The organism is Streptomyces sp. WAC00040, from assembly GCF_056835925.1.
Genome location: NZ_JAKQZE010000002.1, coordinates 950,982 through 970,108, shown reverse-complemented (window position 1 = coordinate 970,108; position 19,127 = coordinate 950,982). Strand labels below are relative to the sequence as shown.

Annotated in this window: 16 protein-coding genes and 1 pseudogene; 13 read left to right on the top strand and 4 right to left on the bottom strand. The window is 70.2% G+C overall.

What is annotated here, in order from left to right; translation table 11 throughout:
• Positions 1-29 precede the first annotated feature (29 nt).
• The 5 genes and pseudogenes from MDN94_RS23850 (at position 30) to xdhC (ending at position 8,172) form a co-directional block, all read left to right on the top strand.
• Positions 30-1,658, top strand: coding sequence for an ISAzo13 family transposase (locus MDN94_RS23850; RefSeq protein ID WP_482727900.1), 1,629 nt, complete (start codon positions 30-32; stop codon positions 1,656-1,658).
• Positions 1,659-1,673: 15 nt separating this feature from the next.
• Positions 1,674-2,903: pseudogene (locus MDN94_RS23845) on the top strand (peroxidase family protein); the annotation flags it as partial.
• A 583-nt stretch (positions 2,904-3,486) separates the two neighbouring features.
• Positions 3,487-4,962: a xanthine dehydrogenase small subunit gene (locus MDN94_RS23840; RefSeq protein ID WP_482727899.1), complete on the top strand. Its 1,476-nt coding sequence runs from the start codon at positions 3,487-3,489 to the stop codon at positions 4,960-4,962.
• A complete protein-coding gene (gene xdhB, locus MDN94_RS23835) occupies positions 4,959-7,361 on the top strand; it encodes a xanthine dehydrogenase molybdopterin binding subunit (protein ID WP_482727898.1) in 2,403 nt (800 codons plus the stop codon). Before MDN94_RS23840 ends, xdhB begins: the two co-directional genes overlap by 4 nt.
• A 1-nt stretch (position 7,362) precedes the next feature.
• Entirely contained in the window at positions 7,363-8,172 is an 810-nt protein-coding gene (xdhC, locus tag MDN94_RS23830) for a xanthine dehydrogenase accessory protein XdhC (protein ID WP_482727897.1), read from the top strand.
• A gap of 178 nt (positions 8,173-8,350) precedes the next feature.
• Here xdhC and rpmF read toward each other — a convergent pair whose 3' ends face one another.
• Positions 8,351-8,539 (bottom strand): 50S ribosomal protein L32, encoded by a 189-nt coding sequence (gene rpmF / locus MDN94_RS23825; protein ID WP_482727896.1) that lies wholly within the window; start codon positions 8,537-8,539, stop codon positions 8,351-8,353.
• A gap of 7 nt (positions 8,540-8,546) precedes the next feature.
• Complete coding sequence (gene rpsR / locus MDN94_RS23820) at positions 8,547-8,795, bottom strand: 30S ribosomal protein S18 (protein ID WP_482727895.1); 249 nt, start codon at positions 8,793-8,795, stop codon at positions 8,547-8,549.
• Positions 8,796-8,956: 161 nt separating this feature from the next.
• Between rpsR and rpmB the strand changes: the two genes are divergently transcribed.
• The 6 genes from rpmB (at position 8,957) to MDN94_RS23790 (ending at position 15,638) form a co-directional block, all read left to right on the top strand.
• Positions 8,957-9,193, top strand: coding sequence for a 50S ribosomal protein L28 (gene rpmB, locus MDN94_RS23815; RefSeq protein WP_482727894.1), 237 nt, complete (start codon positions 8,957-8,959; stop codon positions 9,191-9,193).
• Positions 9,193-9,498 carry a 30S ribosomal protein S14 gene (gene rpsN, locus MDN94_RS23810; RefSeq protein ID WP_453457198.1) on the top strand — a complete coding sequence of 102 codons (306 nt, stop codon included), beginning with the start codon at positions 9,193-9,195 and terminating at the stop codon, positions 9,496-9,498. The genes rpmB and rpsN overlap by 1 nt, the downstream gene beginning before the upstream one ends.
• Positions 9,499-10,008: 510 nt before the next feature.
• On the top strand, positions 10,009-10,647 hold the full coding sequence (locus tag MDN94_RS23805; RefSeq protein ID WP_482727893.1) for a TetR/AcrR family transcriptional regulator: 639 nt from the start codon (positions 10,009-10,011) through the stop codon (positions 10,645-10,647).
• On the top strand, positions 10,644-12,302 hold the full coding sequence (locus tag MDN94_RS23800; RefSeq protein ID WP_482727892.1) for an acyl-CoA dehydrogenase family protein: 1,659 nt from the start codon (positions 10,644-10,646) through the stop codon (positions 12,300-12,302). Before MDN94_RS23805 ends, MDN94_RS23800 begins: the two co-directional genes overlap by 4 nt.
• A 477-nt stretch (positions 12,303-12,779) precedes the next feature.
• Positions 12,780-13,298 carry an SRPBCC family protein gene (locus MDN94_RS23795; RefSeq protein ID WP_482727891.1) on the top strand — a complete coding sequence of 173 codons (519 nt, stop codon included), beginning with the start codon at positions 12,780-12,782 and terminating at the stop codon, positions 13,296-13,298.
• 39 nt (positions 13,299-13,337) lie between these two features.
• Positions 13,338-15,638: an FdhF/YdeP family oxidoreductase gene (locus MDN94_RS23790; protein WP_482727890.1), complete on the top strand. Its 2,301-nt coding sequence runs from the start codon at positions 13,338-13,340 to the stop codon at positions 15,636-15,638.
• A 24-nt stretch (positions 15,639-15,662) separates the two neighbouring features.
• On the opposite strand, the gene MDN94_RS23785 is transcribed toward MDN94_RS23790, so the two are convergent.
• Complete coding sequence (locus tag MDN94_RS23785) at positions 15,663-16,706, bottom strand: GlxA family transcriptional regulator (RefSeq protein WP_482727889.1); 1,044 nt, start codon at positions 16,704-16,706, stop codon at positions 15,663-15,665.
• 135 nt (positions 16,707-16,841) lie between these two features.
• On the opposite strand from MDN94_RS23785, the gene MDN94_RS23780 reads away from it, so the two are divergent.
• Positions 16,842-17,672, top strand: a complete 831-nt coding sequence (locus tag MDN94_RS23780) for a dienelactone hydrolase family protein (protein WP_482727888.1) — start codon at positions 16,842-16,844, stop codon at positions 17,670-17,672.
• A gap of 180 nt (positions 17,673-17,852) precedes the next feature.
• On the opposite strand, the gene MDN94_RS23775 is transcribed toward MDN94_RS23780, so the two are convergent.
• On the bottom strand, positions 17,853-18,332 hold the full coding sequence (locus MDN94_RS23775) for a hypothetical protein (RefSeq protein ID WP_482727887.1): 480 nt from the start codon (positions 18,330-18,332) through the stop codon (positions 17,853-17,855).
• Between the two features lie 275 nt (positions 18,333-18,607).
• On the opposite strand from MDN94_RS23775, the gene MDN94_RS23770 reads away from it, so the two are divergent.
• Positions 18,608-19,015 (top strand): hypothetical protein, encoded by a 408-nt coding sequence (locus MDN94_RS23770; RefSeq protein ID WP_482727886.1) that lies wholly within the window; start codon positions 18,608-18,610, stop codon positions 19,013-19,015.
• Positions 19,016-19,127: the final 112 nt, after the last annotated feature.

Here is a 19,127-nt window from a genome sequence, read left to right as displayed (position 1 = left end):
CTTCCTGTCTCATGGCTCGTTGATGTGGTATGCGCATCTCGGACGAGACCTGTACTCAACTCGCCATGAAGTTCGCGGTGTTGTTCCCGCATCTGGATGAGCGGCAGCGACGGCTACTGATGGCCGCAGAGGCCCGTGTTCTGGGACATGGTGGTGTTCGGGCCGTGGCACGGGCGGCCGCGGTGAGTGAGACCACGGTCCGCAAGGGCGTGTCCGAGTTGGAGACCGGCGAGGAGCCTCTGGGGCGGGTGCGGCGACCGGGCGGAGGCCGCAAGCGGGTCGCAGATCTTGATCCGGGGCTGCGGCCGGCCCTCCTTGCACTGGTCGAGCCGGACGAGCGAGGCGATCCGATGTCGCCGCTGCGGTGGACGGTGAAGTCGACCCGCACGCTGGCGCGGGAGCTGGCCCGGACCGGGCACAAAGTCAGCGCGGACACCGTCGCCGACCTGCTGCGGGAGGAAGGCTTCAGTCTGCAGGCCAACGCCAAGACCATCGAGGGAAGCCAGCACCCAGATCGAGATGCCCAGTTCCGCTATCTCAACGAGCAGGTTCGTGATTACCGGGACGCCGGCCAGCCGGTGATCAGCGTGGACACCAAGAAGAAGGAGCTCGTCGGCGAGTTCAAGAACAACGGCCGCCAGTGGCGGCCTGCGGCTGATCCGGCGCCGGTGAACGTCCATGACTTCGCCGACCCCCAGCTGGGCAAGGCCGTCCCGTACGGGATCTACGACCTCGCGGCGAACACCGGCTGGGTCAACGTGGGCACCGACCACGACACCGCCGCGTTCGCGGTGGAATCGATTCGCCGCTGGTGGCACGGCCAGGGCCGGGTCGCCTACCCGCAGGCAACTCGGCTGCTGATCACCGCCGACGCGGGCGGCTCGAACGGCTACCGCACCCGGGCCTGGAAGCTCGAACTCGCCCGGCTCGCGGCCGAAACAGGACTGACGATCACCGTGTGCCACCTGCCGCCGGGCACGTCGAAGTGGAACAAGATCGAGCACCGGCTCTTCTCGCACATCACCATGAACTGGCGCGGCCGCCCGCTGACCAGCCATGAAGTCATTGTCCAGTCCATCGCCGCGACCACCACCCGCACCGGACTACGTGTCATGGCCGAGCTGGACACCAACGTCTACCCCACCGGAGTCCAGATCGGCGAAGCAGAGATGGCGGCCCTGCCACTGACCCGCCATGCCTTCCACGGCGACTGGAACTATGCCCTGCACCCCCAGCCCTGCCCAGCCGTCCCAGCACCCCGGGCTCCGCAGAAACCGGTCCCAGAGTGGGACCACGATCTCCTGTCCGACCCCGCCCTGACCGGCATGTCCCGGCAGCAACTGAGCGATCTCACCGACACTTTGGCTCTCGCCGGCGACGTCAAGCGCGGCCGCCCGCCCCGGCTCGCCTTCCCCGACCAGGTCCTGGCAGCCGTCCTTCACCTGCGGGTCGCCCTGGCCGCGGAACCCCTCGCCGTGCTGTTCGACAGCAGTCGGACCGCCATGCACCGCACCTTGCTGAAGATCAGGACACTGCTCAAGGCGCACAGCGTCATCATCCCGCCGGCGGCCACTCCGCCCTCCGCCCTCACAGCCCTCCAGGCTCGGGTTCGAGCCCTGAGCAGCGACGCCAGCAGCATGATCAAGACAACGTGTTAATGATCTGCAAGCCCTTACCTGGATAATCTGTTCCGGTACGACTGGGAGCTGACGACGAGCCCCGCCGGCGCGAAGCAGTGGACCCCCAAGGATCCCTCGGCACAGGGCACTGTGCCTGATGCCCATGATCCGTCGAAGAGGCACGCCCCCATGATGCTGACGACGGACCTCGCGCTGAAGCTGGACCCGGTCTACGGGCCGATCGTGAAGCGGTTCCACGAGAATCCGGACCAGCTCGCGGAAGCCTTCGCCAAGGCGTGGTACAAGCTGTTGCACCGCGACATGGGTCCCCTCACGCGTTATCTCGGCCCGTGGATTCCCGAGCCGCAGCTGTGGCAGGACCCCGTGCCCGAGGTCGATCACGACCTGGTGTCCGAAGCGGACGCAGCCGCCCTCAAGCGCAAGGTCCTCGATTCGGGCCGGTCCGTGTCGCAGCTGGTCACCACCGCTTGGGCGTCGGCGGCGAGCTTCCGCGGCACCGACAAGCGCGGCGGGGCCAACGGGGCACGCATCCGGCTCGCGCCGCAGAAGGACTGGGCGGTCAATGACGTGCCCGAGGTGGCCGAGGTGTTGCGCACCCTCGAGCAGATCCAGCAGGACTTCAACGGCTCCCAGGCCGGCGGAACGAGGATCTCGCTCGCCGATCTGATCGTCCTGGGCGGGTGCGCGGCCGTCGAGCAGGCCGCCAAGGACGCCGGGCACGACATCACGGTCCCCTTCGCACCGGGGCGCACGGACGCCACGCAGGAGCAGACCGACGTGGAGTCGTTCGCCGTGCTCGAACCCCCGGCGGACGGCTTCCGCAACTACCTCCGGGCGGGAGAGAAGCTGTCGCCGGAGACGCTCCTGCTCGACCGCGCCAACCTGCTGACCCTGACCGCTCCCGAGATGACGGTTCTGATCGGCGGCATGCGGGCCCTGAACACCGGCTTCAAGGGCTCCCCCCTCGGCGCTTTCACTCACAGGCCGGGAACGTTGACCAACGATTTCTTCGTCAACCTGCTCGACATGGGCACGGAGTGGAAGGCATCGACCTCTACCGAGAACGTGTTCGAGGGCCGTGATCGTGCCACGGGTGAGGTCAAGTGGACCGCCACCGCCGTGGACCTCGTCTTCGGTTCGAACTCCCAGCTCCGAGCCGTCTCGGAGGTCTACGCGTCCAAGGACGCGGGCGACAAGTTCGTGCGTGACTTCGTGGCCGCGTGGAACAAGGTCATGAACCTCGATCGGTTCGACCTCGCCTGAGCCCGATGTCCCGGCCCTCCGATCACCGGCCGGGACATCCACGGACGCCGGTCAGGACGGGGCGCGCAGTTCGCTCCGCCGGGCCGGCGTTCCCTGTCCTGGCCGCCGACACGGGTGACGAGCCGCCCGGTGCGCCGCGCAAGATCTCCGAAATGGCCTCCCGGGCCCCTGCGTCCCGCTGCGACCAGAGCAAGGCGCCAGCCTCGGCTCCGTTGTTCCACTTGGGCTCTTGACCTCTGTGACGCCAGCCACTACTTTGCGGTGGACGCCGACCCGTCATGACCGAAAGGAGGCGACCAGCAGATGTACACCAGCTCTGATCTTGGTCGCCTCGCCCAGTGCACGGTCTGGATTCCGGGTCGAATCGCGCACGGCTGCTGACACGCCGTTCTGATGTGCCCTTCCGTGGCACAGTCCGCGTTTCCCGTACCTTCCGGTTTTCCCTTCACGATCTTCCGGCACGTCGCTGCTGCGTGCCGTTGTGCGCCCGCTTCTCTCACGTGGCGCGTCTGAACACAGAAAGCTGCCTGAAATTGGCGAACATGATGAACCGACCCGTCGCGCACCGAAACGGTGGCCCGTCATGGTAGCGGCGCGGATCACGGTCAACGGTAAAGAAGCACCGATCTCCCCGGCCGCGCCCCACACCACGGCGCTCGATTTTCTGCGAGAGCGCGGCCTCACCGGTACCAAGGAGGGCTGCGCCGAGGGTGAATGCGGCGCTTGTTCCGTCCTGGTGGCCCGTCCCGGGGTGAACAAGCCCACCGACTGGGTGGCGGTCAACGCCTGCCTGGTCCCGGTCGCGGCGCTCGACGGTCAGGAGATCATCACCTCAGAAGGTCTCGCCAGTGCCGGCGGACCCGGCACGCCGTCGACCCTGCACCCGGTGCAGGAGGAGATGGCGGTCCGCGGCGGCTCCCAATGCGGCTACTGCACACCGGGATTCGTGTGCAGCATGGCCGCCGAGTACTACCGACCCGACCGCTGCGCACACGCGGACCCGGAGCCGGACCCGGCCGACAACACCGGTCACGAGCACGGCCCGAACGGTTTCGATCTGCACGCGCTGAGCGGAAACCTGTGCCGCTGCACCGGCTATCGCCCGATCCGTGATGCCGCGTTCGCTGTCGGTCCGCCCGCCGAGGACGACCCACTGGCGCAGCGACGCGAGCAGGCCCCGCCCGCACCGGTCGCCACCGAATACGCCCAGGGCGACAGCGCGTTCCTGCGGAAGAGCACGCTGGCAAAGACGCTGGAGCTGCTGCGCGAGCGGCCCGGCGCCGTGGTGGTCGCCGGCTCCACCGACTGGGGGGTGGAGGTGAACATCCGTTCCCGCCGGGCGGATTGCGTCGTGGCCATCGACCGACTGCCCGAACTGCGCCGGCTGCGGGTCGAGTCCGACCACATCGAGATCGGGGCGGCGCTGACGCTCACCGAGATCGAACGCCGCCTCGACGGCGACGTCCCGCTGCTGGCCGAGCTGTTCCCGCAGTTCGCTTCCCGTCTCATCCGCAACGGTGCGACCCTCGGCGGCAACCTGGGTACCGGCTCCCCCATCGGTGACAGCCCACCGGCGCTGCTCGCACTGGAGGCGTCGCTGATACTCGCCGACGCCGACGGTGAGCGCGAGGTGCCGCTGGCGGACTACTTCACCGGCTACCGGCAGAGCGTGCGCCGTGCAGATGAGCTGATCCGCGCGGTGCGCATCCCGCTGCCGCTGTCACCGGTCGTGGCCTTCCACAAGATCGCCAAGCGGCGCTTCGACGACATCTCCAGCGTGGCGGTCGCTTTCGCGCTCGACGTCGAGGACGGGATCGTCCGCAAGGCACGCATCGGCCTGGGCGGCGTGGCCGCCACCCCCATCCGGGCCCTCGACACCGAGGCCGCCCTGGAGGGCAGGCCGTGGACGGCGGAGACCGTCGAGGCCGCGGCACGCGTGCTGCGGGGCGAGGGCACGCCGATGGACGACCATCGCGCCAGCGCCCTCTACCGTTCCGCGATGCTCGGCCAGAGCCTGCTGAAGCTGCACGCACAGACCCCCGAGGCGGTGTCGTCATGAGTCATCTGTCCGAGCGCCCCGAAAAGCCCGTGGTCGGCGTTCCGATGCCGCACGAGAGTGCCTCGCTGCACGTCACCGGCACCGCGCTCTACACCGACGACCTGGTCCAGCGCACCAAGGACGTGCTGCACGCCTACCCGGTCCAGGTCATGAAGGCCCATGGCCGGATCACCGCGCTGCGCACCGAGCCCGCGCTCGTCGTGCCCGGTGTGGTGCGGGTGCTGACCGGCGCCGACGTACCCGGCGTCAACGACGCCGGCATGAAGCACGACGAGCCCCTGTTCCCCGACGAGGTCATGTTCCACGGCCACGCGGTGGCGTGGGTGCTGGGCGAGACCCTGGAGGCGGCCCGCCTCGGTGCGGCGGCCGTCGAGGTGGAACTCGACGAGAAGCCCGCCCTGGTCACGCTGCGGGACGCGATCGCGGCGGACAGCTACCACGGCGCCCGGCCCCTGATGGTGCACGGCGACGTCGACGCGGGCTTCGCCGACTCCGCGCACGTGTTCACCGGCGAGTTCCAGTTCGCCGGTCAGGAACACTTCTACCTCGAGACCCACGCGGCGCTGGCCCAGGTCGACGAGAACGGGCAGGTGTTCATCCAGAGCAGCACCCAGCACCCCTCGGAGACCCAGGAGATCGTCTCTCACGTGCTCGGCGTGCCCGCCCACGAGGTGACCGTCCAGTGCCTGCGGATGGGCGGCGGTTTCGGCGGCAAGGAGATGCAGCCGCACGGCTTCGCGGCCGTCGCCGCGCTCGGCGCCAAGCTGACCGGTCGGCCGGTCCGGTTCCGGCTCAACCGGACCCAGGACCTGACCATGTCCGGCAAGCGGCACGGGTTCCACGCCACGTGGAGGATCGGCTTCGACGCCGACGGCCGTATCCAGGCCCTCGACGCCACCCTGATCGCGGACGGCGGCTGGAGCCTGGACCTGTCCGAACCGGTCCTGGCCCGCGCGCTGTGCCACATCGACAACACGTACTGGATCCCCAACGCGCGCGTCGCCGGTCGCGTCGCCAAGACCAACACGGTCTCCAACACTGCCTTCCGCGGCTTCGGCGGACCGCAGGGCATGCTGGTGATCGAGGACATCCTGGGCCGCTGCGCGCCGAAGCTCGGCCTGGATCCCATGGAGCTGCGCGAGCGCAACTTCTACCAGCCGGGTCAGGGCCAGACGACCCCGTACGGACAGCCGGTCACCCAGCCCGAACGGATCTCGACCGTATGGCAGCAGGTGCTGGACGACGCCGGCATCGCTGACCGCAAGCGCGAGATCGCCGCCTACAACGCCGCGCACCCGCACACCAAGCGGGCTCTTGCGATCACCGGCATCAAGTTCGGTATCTCGTTCAACCTCACCGCCTTCAACCAGGGCGGCGCGCTGGTCCTGATCTACAAGGACGGCTCGGTCCTGATCAATCACGGCGGCACCGAGATGGGCCAAGGGCTGCACACCAAGATGATGCAGGTGGCCGCGACCACGTTGGGCATCCCGCTGCACAAGGTGCGCCTCGCCCCGACGCGCACCGACAAGGTGCCCAACACCTCGGCCACCGCTGCCAGTTCCGGTGCGGACCTCAACGGCGGGGCGATCAAGAACGCCTGTGAGCAGCTGCGCGAGCGGCTGCTGCAGGTGGCCGCCGGCCGACTGGGCGCCAACGCCGCGGATGTGCGCATCGTCGACGGCGTCGCGCGCGCCCTGGGCAGTGACACGGAGCTGGTCTGGGACGACCTGGTTCACACCGCGTACTTCCAGCGGGTTCAGCTGTCGGCGGCCGGTTTCTACCGGACCGAGGGTCTGCACTGGGACGCGAAGTCGTTCCGGGGCTCGCCGTTCAAGTACTTCGCCTACGGCGCCGCGGCGACCGAGGTGGAGGTCGACGGCTTCACCGGCGCGTACCGCATCCGGCGGGTGGACATCGTGCACGATGTCGGCGACAGCCTGTCTCCGCTGATCGACATCGGTCAGATCGAGGGTGGTTTCGTGCAGGGCGCGGGCTGGCTGACGCTCGAGGAGCTGCGCTGGGACACCAGCGACGGGCCGAACCGAGGACGGCTCCTGACCCAGGCGGCGAGCACGTACAAGCTGCCGAGCTTCTCGGAGATGCCCGAGGAGTTCAACGTCACGCTGCTCACGAACGCCACCGAACAGGGCGCGGTCTACGGCTCCAAGGCGGTGGGTGAGCCTCCGCTGATGCTGGCGTTCTCGGTCCGAGAGGCGTTGCGGCAGGCCGCCGCCGCGTTCGGGCCGAGCGGGGTCAGCGTCGAGTTGGCCTCGCCCGCGACCCCGGAGGCGGTGTACTGGGCGATCGAGGCGGCTCGCCAGGGCGGCGTGTCCCTGAGCGGGAACGTCCTCCACGGCAAGGACCGGACCGCCGCAGAAGCGCTGAGCGGTGCCTGACATGACGTGGGTCGCCGCGGTCGCGCGGTTGCGGGCCCGCCGGGAGTCCGGCGTGCTGGTGACCGTCGCGACCGTACGCGGCCATGCCCCGCGCGACGCCGGTGCGAAGCTCGTCGTGGGGCGGACCGAGACGTGGGGCTCGATCGGTGGCGGCAATGTCGAGGCCGTCGCGATCGACCGGGCCCGGGAGATGATGGCCGCGTCCAAGCCGGAGCCGGAGCTGATCGATTTCGCGCTGAACGACAAGGTGGTCAACCAGCACGGCGTGCAGTGCTGCGGCGGCACGGTCTCGGTGCTGCTCGAACCGCTGCCGGTGGTAAGGGCGGTGGCGATCTTCGGCGTGGGGCACGTCGGATTGGAGCTGGCTCGCATCTTGGCACGTCAAGACCTTGATCTCCATCTGATCGACAGTCGCTCCGACATGCTCACCAAGGAACGGCTCGACGTGCTGGCGGACTCGGTGGCGCAGGTGCACGTGCATCACACGCCGCTGCTGCCGGAGGAGGTCCTGGCGGAGTTGCCGCGCGGCACGCACATCCTGATCATGACCCATGATCACGCCGAGGACGCAGCTCTGTGCGATGCTGCCTTGCGCATGACCCGTCTCGGCTCCATCGGGCTGATCGGATCGGCAGCCAAGTGGGTGCGGTTCCGCAAGCGCCTCACCACCGAGGGCGGTCACGACGAGGCCACCGTCGATCGGATCAAGACCCCGATCGGGCTGGCCGACATCACCGGCAAGGAACCCGCGACAATCGCTGTGAGCGTCGCGGCCGATTTGCTGCGCACCTTCGAAACCGAGGAGAACTGACCCTCCGACCGGACCGACAGGGGTGTCCCGCGCTTGTGCGAACGCGCATGCGGGGCGCCCCTGTCGGCGTGACGACAGCCGTCCCTTCAACGGCCTCGGCCTCACCGGGGCAGAAGCCGGCTCGCACCCGTCGACGACCGAACGTCATCCCCGGCTTCGCGGCCCGATCGCGCCGCGGTCAGTCGTTGGCGTGCGCTCGGCTCTCGGGGTGCAGCAGGCCGCGCTCGTACGCCCGGACCAGCCGCTGAGGCACGAGGTGGCTGACGCCGGCGACCGTGACCGGTACGAGCTGCGGCGTGCCGGCCCTCCACCGGGAGCGGCGGTGACGAGTGTTGCTGCGGGACATCTTCCGTTTGGGAACAGCCATCGAGGAGTCAACGCCCCCCGGGGTTGCCGGCATACGGCAGCAGGGCCGTCTCCCGGGCGTTCTTGATGGCTGCGGCAAGTCGGCGCTGCTGCTGCGCGGTGACGCGGGTGACGCGGCGGCTGCGGATCTTGCCACGGTCGGAGATGAACCTGCGCAGCAGGTCGGTGTCCTTGTAGTCGATGTAAGCGATTTCGGCCGCGTCGAGCGGGTTCGGTCGGGGTTTGCCGGGCTTGCGGGTTTCCTGGCGGCGGGCCATGGGCGTTGCTCCTCGGGCTGGTGGGAGTACTCAGAGGGGCGGGCCGGGCCGAGGAGCTGTTCGACACCGCTCTCGGCCCGTTGCGCCATGAGGCTAGTATATGGGAACGATTTCCATTACCAATAAGTAGTGGATGCCGCAGAGAGAGGCAGGTAACTCCCATGTCCGCCCACTGCCAACTGACCGGCGCCAAGCCGGGCTTCGGCAACACGATCTCCCATTCGCACCGGCGCACCTCGCGCCGCTTCGACCCGAACATCCAGCGCAGGCGCTACTGGCTCCCGAGTGAGGGGCGCAACGTCCGTCTGACCTTGAGCGCCAAGGCGATCAAGACGGTGGACGCGATCGGCATCGAGACGGCCGTGGCACGGATCCGGGCGCGCGGGGGGAAGGTCTGATGGCGAAGAAGAGCAAGATCGCACAGAACGAGAAGCGCAAAGCGATCGTCGAGCGGTACGCCGCCCGGCGGGCCGAGCTCAAGGAGATCGTCCGCCGCCCCTCGTCGACCCAGGACGAACGCCTGACCGCGCTGGCGGAGTTGCGCCGACAGCCGCGCAACGCCAGCGCCACCCGCGTACGCAACCGCGACAGCGTGGACGGCCGCCCCCGCGGCTACCTGCGCAAGTTCGGTCTCTCCAGGGTCCGCACCCGCCAACAGGCCCACGCCGGCTTCCTGCCCGGGGTGACCAAGTCGTCCTGGTGACGGAACTCCCCTGACTCCAAGGCCCCGAGCCCTGCCGTCGTACGCGCCGGCAGGTGCCTGCCTCGCAGTGCGGTCGGTCGCATCGGGTACGGCGACGGGCCGCGCCGAGCGCTCCGGCCGTGGCGGAAAGACCTCCGTACCGCGGCCCTGAGCCTTGCACGGCCCGATCGGCTCCCCCGCGCGCGAATCCGAGCTCCAGGACCGCCGGCCCCGCCGTGAGTCTGTCGCGGCGCGAGTGTACTGGCCGGCAGGGATCATCCCGCTGCCGTCGCGGCTGTTTCCCGTCGATGCGATGAGCCCCCCGCGTTCGCCGTGGTCAGACCGCCCTGATCGGCAAACGCCAGGCGGCAGGCGGCAGGCCACCGCCGTCGCACCGGCGGTCGGAACTCGGGCGGGCAGGCGGGTGCCGCTTGCCCGGCCGGGCGCAGAGACGCCCACGTCCTCCACGGGGTTCCGAGCCGGTGGCCCCGGCCCTTGTCCGGAAAGTATGAATGATGGTTCACTTCTTCCATGGCCTACCGCAAGACCCCGGCCGAGATCCGCCGACTCGAGGCGGCCCGGGAACACCTCGTCGCCCGTGCCACCGACGTCGTCGCCGACGCAGGGTGGGCGCACGCCTCCGTGTCGGCGGTCGCCGAGGCAGCCGGCATCTCGGCCGGGTCGGTCTACCAGCACTTCCCGTCCAAGTCAGCGCTGGCCGTCGAGGTCTTCCGGCGCGCCGCGGGGCGGGAGGTCGAGGTCCTCGGCGAGGTTCTGAACGGCTCCGGGAGCCCGGTCGAACGACTCGTCGCCGGTGTCCGGGTGTTCGCCCGCCGTGCCCTGGAGAACCGTGGGCTCGCCTACGCCCTGCTCGCCGCCCCGGCCGAGCCGGCGGTCGGCGCCGAACGTCTCGACTTCCGCCTCCGCTACCGCGCCCTGTTCGCGGAAGTCGTCCGCGAGGGCATGGCGGACGGACTCCTGCCGCCGCAAAGCGCGGAGATCACGGCCGCCGCCCTCACGGGCGCGATCGGTGAGGTCCTGGTAGCGCCGCTGGGCACGCCGGAGAAGGACGACACCGACGGGCTCCTAGCCGAACTCACCGCCATGGCTCTGCGCTGCGCGGGCGCCGCGACCGTGACCGACCCACCGCCCGGGAGGGACATCCCATGACCGAGCCCGCCGTACCAGGCAGCAATCCGACGGCAGCCACGCACGAGGTGACCAACCAGCCCCCACCGCTGACCGGTCACGACGTCGCCGACGACCCGGTGCTGATCGAGGGCGTGCGCCGCGAAGGCGCAGCGTGGCATCTCGACGACCTGCACCGCTTCGGTCGGCTCGTCGGCGGCGAGGAGGCCCAGCTCTGGGCGGACCAGGCCAATCGCATCGAGCCCGTGCTCCGTACCCATGACCGCTACGGCAACCGCATCGACGAGGTCGAGTTCCACCCCGCGTACCACTCGCTGATGGGTGTCTCCGTGGGCGCGGGCCTTGCCGGGGCGGCCTGGGCCGACGACCGCCCGGGCGCCCATGTGGCACGCGCCGCGAGCTTCATGCTCGCGAGCACCGTGGAGCAGGGGCACCTGTGCCCGGTCTCCATGACGTACGCCGTGGTCCCGGCCCTGCGCCACGCGCCCGACCTCGCCAAGGTGTACGAACCGCTGCTCACCAGCCGCGTCTACGACCCGGGCCTGCGCACACCCGCCGGGAAGCGCGGCCTGCTCGCCGGCATGGGGATGACGGAGAAGCAGGGCGGCACCGATGTCCGCGCCAATACCACCACCGCCACGGAACAGGCCGACGGCACCTGGCGGTTGCGCGGACACAAGTGGTTCACGAGCGCGCCCATGAACGACCTCTTCCTGGTGCTCGCCCAGGCCCCCGGTGGTCTGTCCTGCTTCCTGGTGCCGCGCGTACTGCCCGACGGCAGCCGCAACACCTTCCGCATCCAGCGCCTGAAGGACAAGCTCGGCAACCGCTCCAACGCCAGCAGCGAACCGGAGTTCGACGACACGGTGGCCTGGCTCGTGGGCGCCGAGGGCAAGGGCGTGCGCACCATCATCGACATGGTCACCATGACCCGCCTCGACTGCGTGCTCGGCTCCGCCGCCGGCATCCGTGCCGCGCTCGCCCAGGCCGCGCACCATGTGCGCCACCGCGCGGTATTCGGGGCCAAATTGATCGACCAGCCGCTGATGCGCAACGTCATCGCCGACCTGAGCCTCGAGTCGGAAGCCGCCACCACCCTCGCCCTGCGCCTGGCCGGCGCCGTCGACCGGGCACAGCGCGGCGACGCACAGGAGCGTGCCTTCCTGAGGCTCGCGACCGCTGTCGGCAAGTACTGGGTGTGCAAGCGCCAGCCCGTCGCCGTCGCGGAGGCGCTGGAATGCCTCGGCGGGAACGGCTACGACGAGGCGTCCGGTATGCCGCGCCTGTACCGGGAGGCCCCGCTGAACGGCATCTGGGAGGGCTCGGGCAACGTCAATGCCCTCGACATGCTGCGCGCCCTCACCCGCGAGCCGGACTCCCTCGACGCCTTCCGCACCGAGGTAGAGGCCGCCACGGGCGCCGACAGCCGACTTGACGCGGCATGGCGCGAACTGAAGGGCGACCTCGTCCTCACCGAGGACGCTCCGCTGCGGGCCCGTCGCCTCATCGAGCGCGCCGCGCTGGTGCTGCAGGGCTCCCTTCTCGTCCGCCACGCCCCGGCGGCCGTCGCGGAAGCGTTCTGCGCATCCCGCCTCGCAGGAGACCAGGGCCTGGCCTTCGGCACGCTGCCTGCCGGGACCGACTTCGCTGCCCTGCTGGAGCGGCTCCCGCGGTGAGGTCCTTCGGGTCCTGACCGGGCGATCGCGCCGGTGCCGCTGCGCGATCGCCCCTGGGCATCCGCAGCGGCACGAGCGGTGTACCGGCCCTGTCGGCGCTTCCCCCAGCGGCACGGTTCCGCGCGGTCTCGGTCGGGCCGTCACCATGCCTCCGATCCGGCGGACGAGCGGGACGTCGTGTCCTCCGGGCTGCACCCGGCCCGCCCTCCGCGTGTGGGGGGACAGCGCCGCCGTGGCCACGCATCGGTTACCGGTCGGTTGCCAGGGTGCGGCGTTCGACGCTCGCCGGTCCGCCGTACGCCGCAGGCTCGGCGAAGCGCACCGCCTTGCCGGCCGAGGCGCTCAGCAGCTCGCCGCCGTCGTCACTATCCCTACCGCGCCGAGCCGCTTCCCGGTCCGGATGATCGCCTCCACGTGGCGGCCTGCCGGGCACGCGGTGACACTGAGAAAAGTCAGCGCCCGAAGACAGGTGGGGCCATGAACACCGTTGAAGAGACGATCGAAGTCGCGGTACCGGTAAGTACGGCCTACAACCAGTGGTCGCAGTTCAAGAGCTTCCCGCGGTTCATGTCCGCGGTGCGGAAGGTCGAGCAGGTCCGCCCCAATCTCACCCGCTGGGTGATCAGGTTCGGTCCCGTGCGGCACGAGTTCGACGCCGAGATCGTGGAACAGGTGCCCGACTCCCTCGTGGCGTGGCGGAGCCTGGGCAGACGCTCCGGCCACCGCGGTGAAGTGTCGTTCCGTGCGACGGCATCGGACCGTACCGCGGTCTCGGTACGCATGAGCATCACACCGCACGGAGTCACGGGCCGCCTTGTCCATGCCTCCGGGTTCACTCGGCGTGTGGTCCGCGCCGAGCTCGGTCACTTCAAGGAGTTCATCGAGGGTGTGGGGCAGGAGGGCGGGGCCTGGCGGGGGGTCATCCGAGGCGGCCACGTGGAGCACCGGGACGCGGAGCCGCCCAGAAGCCGGGTTCCTCACTGGCCGGTCGGCTGAGCCGCCCACTCGAGAGCAAGAGAGCGAGAAACACCCCCGATGAAGAAGCCACCGAGCCAAGAGCCGGACGAACATCTCACCGTCACCCCGCCCAAGACGTGGGCGGCGGGAGTGCCGGCGGTGACCCACGCTCTGGAGTACTCCCTCGAGGAGACGTCGGCCCGGCGAACCGGAGTGACGCTGCTGACCATGAACCAGGTGGACGGGATCGACTGCCCCGGCTGCGCCTGGGCCGACCCGTCCCCCGGCCACAGGCACCGGAACGAGTACTGCGAGAACGGCGCCAAGCACATCAACGACGAGGCGACGTCCCGGCGCGTCACGGCCGACTTCTTCCGCAGGCACCCGGTCTCCGAACTGGGCCGGCGGTCCGATCACTGGCTCAACCAGCAGGGCAGGCTCACCGAGCCGATGGTCAAGCGTCCCGACTCGGACCACTACGAGCCGATCAGCTGGCACGACGCCCTGGGGCTGCTGGCCGACGAGTTGAAGGCGCTGGACTCGCCCGACGAGGCGGTCTTCTACACGTCGGGCAGGGTCAGCAACGAGGCGGCATTCGTCCTGCAGCTCTTCGCCAGGGCCTTCGGCACCAACAACCTGCCCGACTGCAGCAACATGTGCCATGAGTCCAGCGGCTTCGCTCTCCACGAGACCCTGGGCACCGGCAAGGGGACAGTGAGCCTGGAGGACATCCACCACGCCGAGCTGATCTTCCTTGTCGGGCAGAACCCCGGCTCCAACCATCCGAGGCAACTCTCCGCGCTGGAGCAGGCCAAGCTCAACGGCGCCCGCATCATCGCCGTGAACACCCTGCCGGAGGCAGGACTGCTGCGCTTCAAGAACCCGCAGAAGGCTCGGGGCGTGATCGGGCACGGTGTCCAGATCGCCGACCGGTTCCTTCACATCCGCAGCGGTGGCGACCTCGCGCTCTTCCAGGGCCTGAACCGGCTCCTGATGGAGGCGGAGGACGCCCGGCCGGGAACCGTGCTCGACCAGGACTTCATCCGCTCCAACACCAGCGGCTTCGAAGAGTTCGCCCAGCATGCCCGCACCATCGCGTGGGACGACATCCTCACCGCGACCGGACTGACGCGAGAAGAGATCGAGAAGGTCCGGGACGAGGTACTGCGCAGCGAACGCGTCATTGTCTGCTGGGCCATGGGCTTGACCCAGCAGAGGCACGCGGTCCCCACCATCAGGGAGATCGTCAACTTCCTGCTGCTGCGCGGGAACCTCGGCAGGACCGGAGCGGGGGCCTGCCCGGTGCGTGGGCACAGCAACGTCCAGGGCGACCGCACGATGGGCATCTGGGAGCGGATGCCCGACGCCTTCCTCGACGCGCTGCAACAGGAGTTCGGCTTCGAGCCGCCTCGCGCCCACGGTCTCGATACGGTGAACTCGATCAAGGCCATGCGGGAAGGCCGTATCAAGGTCTTCCTCGGCGTCGCCGGCAACTTCGTCCGCGCCGCTCCGGACAGTGACGTCACGGAGGACGCGATGCGGCGATGCAGCCTCACCGCCCACATCTCCACCAAGCTCAACAGGTCCCACACCGTCTGTGGCCGGACGGCGCTCATCCTGCCGACCCTGGGCCGCACAGAAGTGGACGTCCAGGCCACGGGCGAGCAGTTCGTCACCGTGGAGAACTCGATGAGCGAGGTGCACACCTCCCGCGGGCGCCTGGCACCGGCCTCCAAGATCCTGCTCAGCGAGGTCGCCATTCTGTGCCGGCTCGCCGGCCGGACCCTTGACGGCAGGGCCGGAATCCCGTGGGACGAGTTCGAAGCGGACTACGGGACCATCCGTGACCGGATCTCCCGCGTCGTGCCAGGGCTCCAGCACTTCAACCGCCGGGTGGTCCGTCCCGGCGGCATCCGGCTGCCCAACCCGGTCAATGAGGGGGTCTACCCCACTCCCGCCGGCAAGGCCCTGTTCACCCGCAACGCATGGCAGATGCCGCAATGCCCCGAGGGGCACCTGCTGCTGCAGACGCTGCGCTCCCACGACCAGTGGAACACCATCCCCTACACGGACAACGACCGTTACCGGGGCATCCGCGGAAGCCGTCACGTGGTCCTGGTGAGCCCTCAGGACGTGTCCCGGCTCGGCTTGTCACAGGGACAGCGTGTCGACCTCGTGAGTGTGTGGGACGGCGGCACGGAGCGCCGCGCGGAGGGCTTCGAGGTTGTCCCCTACCCGACGACACCCGGCTGCGCCGCCGCCTACTACCCCGAGACCAACGTCCTGTTGCCGCTGGACAGCGTGGCCGGGACCAGCAACCAGCCGACCGCCAAGAGCATCGTGGTCCGGCTGGAGCCCACGACCGCCGGCGCGCAGTGAGCTCTCAGGCGCCCCGTACAACTCCTAGACAGAGCCGGTCCGGACGCCGTCATCCAGGGCGGACCCCCGGGCAGGGCGGCGGAAGGCGGCCCGGTAGACGCTCGGGCGGTGGCCGGTGTGGCGGGCGAAGAGGCCGGCGAACGTACCGGGGTCCTCGTATCCGACTGCCGCGGCGACGGCGGAGACGGTGCGGTCCGTGGTCTCCAGAAGATGGCGGGCGCGGCGGACCCGCGAGGCCTGCAGATGGGCCAGCGGGCTGCGTCCGGTCTCTTCGGCGAAGCGGCGCAGCAGGGTGCGGGTGCTGACCCCGAAGGCGTCCGCGAGAGCGGTGAGGTCGTACCGCTCGGTGAGGTTCTGGTCGAGCCGCCGCATGACCTGCTGTGAGAACTCCCGGCCGGGCTGCGGGAGGAGCCGTGGGTCGACGTACGGGGTCTGCGAGGTCCGCGCGTCGTCGACGAGCGCCAACCGTGCGGTGGTGCGGGCCACCCCGACTCCGTTGTGCCTGCGTATCAGGTCCAGTGCGAAGTCGTACATCGCGCTGAAGGCGGCGGTCGTCGTCACCCCCGTGTCGGTGACGACCAGGCACTCGGGCCGCACGTCGGCGTCCGGGCAGCGCATGGCCAGTTCGCCGGCGTGCAGCCATGAGGTGGTGGCCCGGCGCCGGTCGAGGAGCCCGGCCTCGGCGAGCAGGAACGCGCCGACGCAGAGTGAGACGACGGCGGTGCCGGCGACGGCCTGCGCGCGGATCGCCGCGATCTCGGGGGCGAGCCGCGCGAGCCGCGCGTCGAGGTCGGTGTCCGGGCGCAGTTCGAAGCCGGGGACCACAAGGATGTCGACCTCGCGCAGGGGACGCACGTCCAGGCTCGCGCCCCCCGAGGCGGTGACCCGGCGGCGGGGCGAGACGACCGAGACCCGGTAGCCGGGCGCGTCCGGTCCGGCGACATGGCCCGCCATGGTCAACAGGTCGGGGACGCCGAACACTTCGGACGCGAAGCAGTCCGGGTACGCCAGGATCCCGACCCGCAGCTCACCCGGCCCTGCACCCCGATCCGCACCTTCCGCCTCCATCGCTCCCCCACCCCCTGGTGTCCCGGCCCCGGTCGGCGGCGCACCACTCGCCTCCCTTGCGTTTGGCGAGATTACCCCTGGCCTTGGCGATCTCGCCCCTCACCCGGCGGCAGGTCCGGGGCCCAGGCTGGCCCCATGAGCGACGACGACCAGATCACAGACTTCACCCGCCGGAGCGTGGCCGTGGAGGGGGTGGAGAAGACGGTGTACGTAGCCGGGGCCGGGCCCGCGGTCGTGGTGCTGCCCGAGATGCCGGGCATCAGCCCCGACGTCCTGCGGCTCGCGCGCTGGGTAAGGGACGCGGGCTTCACCGTCCACGTGCCCTCCCTGTTCGGGACGGACGGCGCCTTCCCCACGGTCGAGGGCGGCCGGGAAGTCGTCCGCCGCGCCTGTGTCAGCGCCGAGTTCCGCGCCTTCGCCGGGGGCGGCACCAGCCCGGTGACGACCTGGTTGCGTGGCCTGGCACGCCAGGCCCACACCGCATGCGGTGGACCCGGGGTGGGCGCGATCGGCCTGTGTTTCACCGGTAACTTCGCCCTCACCATGGCCCTGGAGCCCGCGGTCATCGCCCCGGTGGTCAACCACCCGTCGCTGCCGCTCGACGACCCCGGCGGACTCGAACTCGACGCGGCGGACGCGCGCGCGGTGCGCGACCGGCTCGACCGCGACAGACTCACCGTCCTCGCCTACCGCTTCGAGGGCGACCGCTGGTGCACGGGACAGCGCTTCGCCGCCTACCGTTCGCTGCTGGGCGACGCCTTCGACGGGCGCGTCCTGCCCGACAGCGCCGCCAACCCGGCCCCGCCGCCCTTCTTCGCCGATCTGGTCGGCACCCCGCACAGCGTCGTCACCGCGCATCTCGTCGACGAGGCCGGCCACCCCACGGTCCGGGCCCGCGACGAGATCCTCGCCTTCCTCACCGACCGCCTGCGCCCGCACGGGAACCGACCGCTGTCGGCCACCTGACAGGGCCCCGGTCGCCGGACACCGCTACCCGACCCGCCAGCCCCTCGCCGGCGGGGTGTGGTTCCGGGCGGCGCTCGCCTCGCCGGCCCGGAACCACACGTCAAAGGGGCGGACGGTACACGACCCGACTCGGCCGCTCCCGGTTCCGGCGTCGCAGCGCCCGGTATGTGTCACCCGCAATCACTGGGCACGGCGGCGGCGCGTGATCAGGAAGGCTCCGGTGCCGACGGCCAGTGCGGCCATCGCACCGCCCGCGGCGGTCACCGCCGTGCTGGAACCCTGACTGCCGCCGAGACCGCCCCGTGCCGGGGTACCGGCCAGCACGGTGAACGAGGCGTTCGCGGTCCGGTTGCCGCACCGCACCGTCAGAGTGTGGGCGCCGGGCGTGGCGGTGTTGGTCACCCGTGCGGTCGCCGTCGAGGTGGCCCCGGCGGGCAACTGCACGGTGGGGAATGCCGCGGAGGTGACCGTGCCCCCACCGGTGCAGCCCGAGGCCGTGACCTTCAACGTCGCGCCCTGATGGACCTGCGACGGGCTCACGCTCACATTCGAGGGCCCCGCGCCCGTGGGCGTGCCATCAGCCAACGCTGCGGACGAGGACCACACCAGTACAACGGCGGCTCCGGCCAGGACGATCCGGGCCTGTGACAACCTGCGCATGACACTCCTCCCGTGGAAGAACCCGCACCGGCATGGCTCCGGTGGTGTTCGTGCCTCCCGTACACCACCCTCGGCACAAACCCGGACAACGGCACGCCCACCCATCCCCCATCAGGCTTGACAATGGGGTGAAAGTGCAGCTCACCGGCACAATGACTCTTGTCTGGCACGGGTGACCTTATTGATGCAAACAGCCCAACCCGACTGCCCGGCGGGGGATGCGAGGGGCCGTGACGCCGGGCCGGGTTCCTCGTTGAGATTTGGGGACGCGTGAAGTGCACCCCGGTGCTCCGGAGGCGGCCGGCGACACCGGCACCGAGGTCGACTACGGCCGGCCCCCGTACAGCCTGCTCGACGCGGCGCTGGACGACGGTTCGCTACGGGTGTGGTGCTTCGGGGTGGCACTGGAGCCACTGCACCTCGCCGTGTGCGTACTGACTGTGGCGGTCTTCGAGGCCCGTACCTTCGACACGGTCTTCGCGGAGGCCGTGGAAGAAAACGACGAGGGCAGTGTGATCAGCGGGCGCCGGGCCGACGGCGCCGTGGTGGGGCTGCCGTTCACCGAGGCCACCGTCGTCGACCTCCCCGCGGACCGCGTGTCGGCGCCTGCGGCGGGGCTCCTGCGGCTGGCGCTGCAACGCCGGGAGATGGTGCTCGCGCCGCCCGGCGGCGCTCCGCGGTGAGCACGGCGCCCCGCCGGAATCCGGTGGACGCGGCCTCACGCCCGGCATGCCGCCCGGAGCGGCTCGGCGGCAGGGTGTTCACCGGCAAGCAGACAGATGGCGGCGTCCGGCA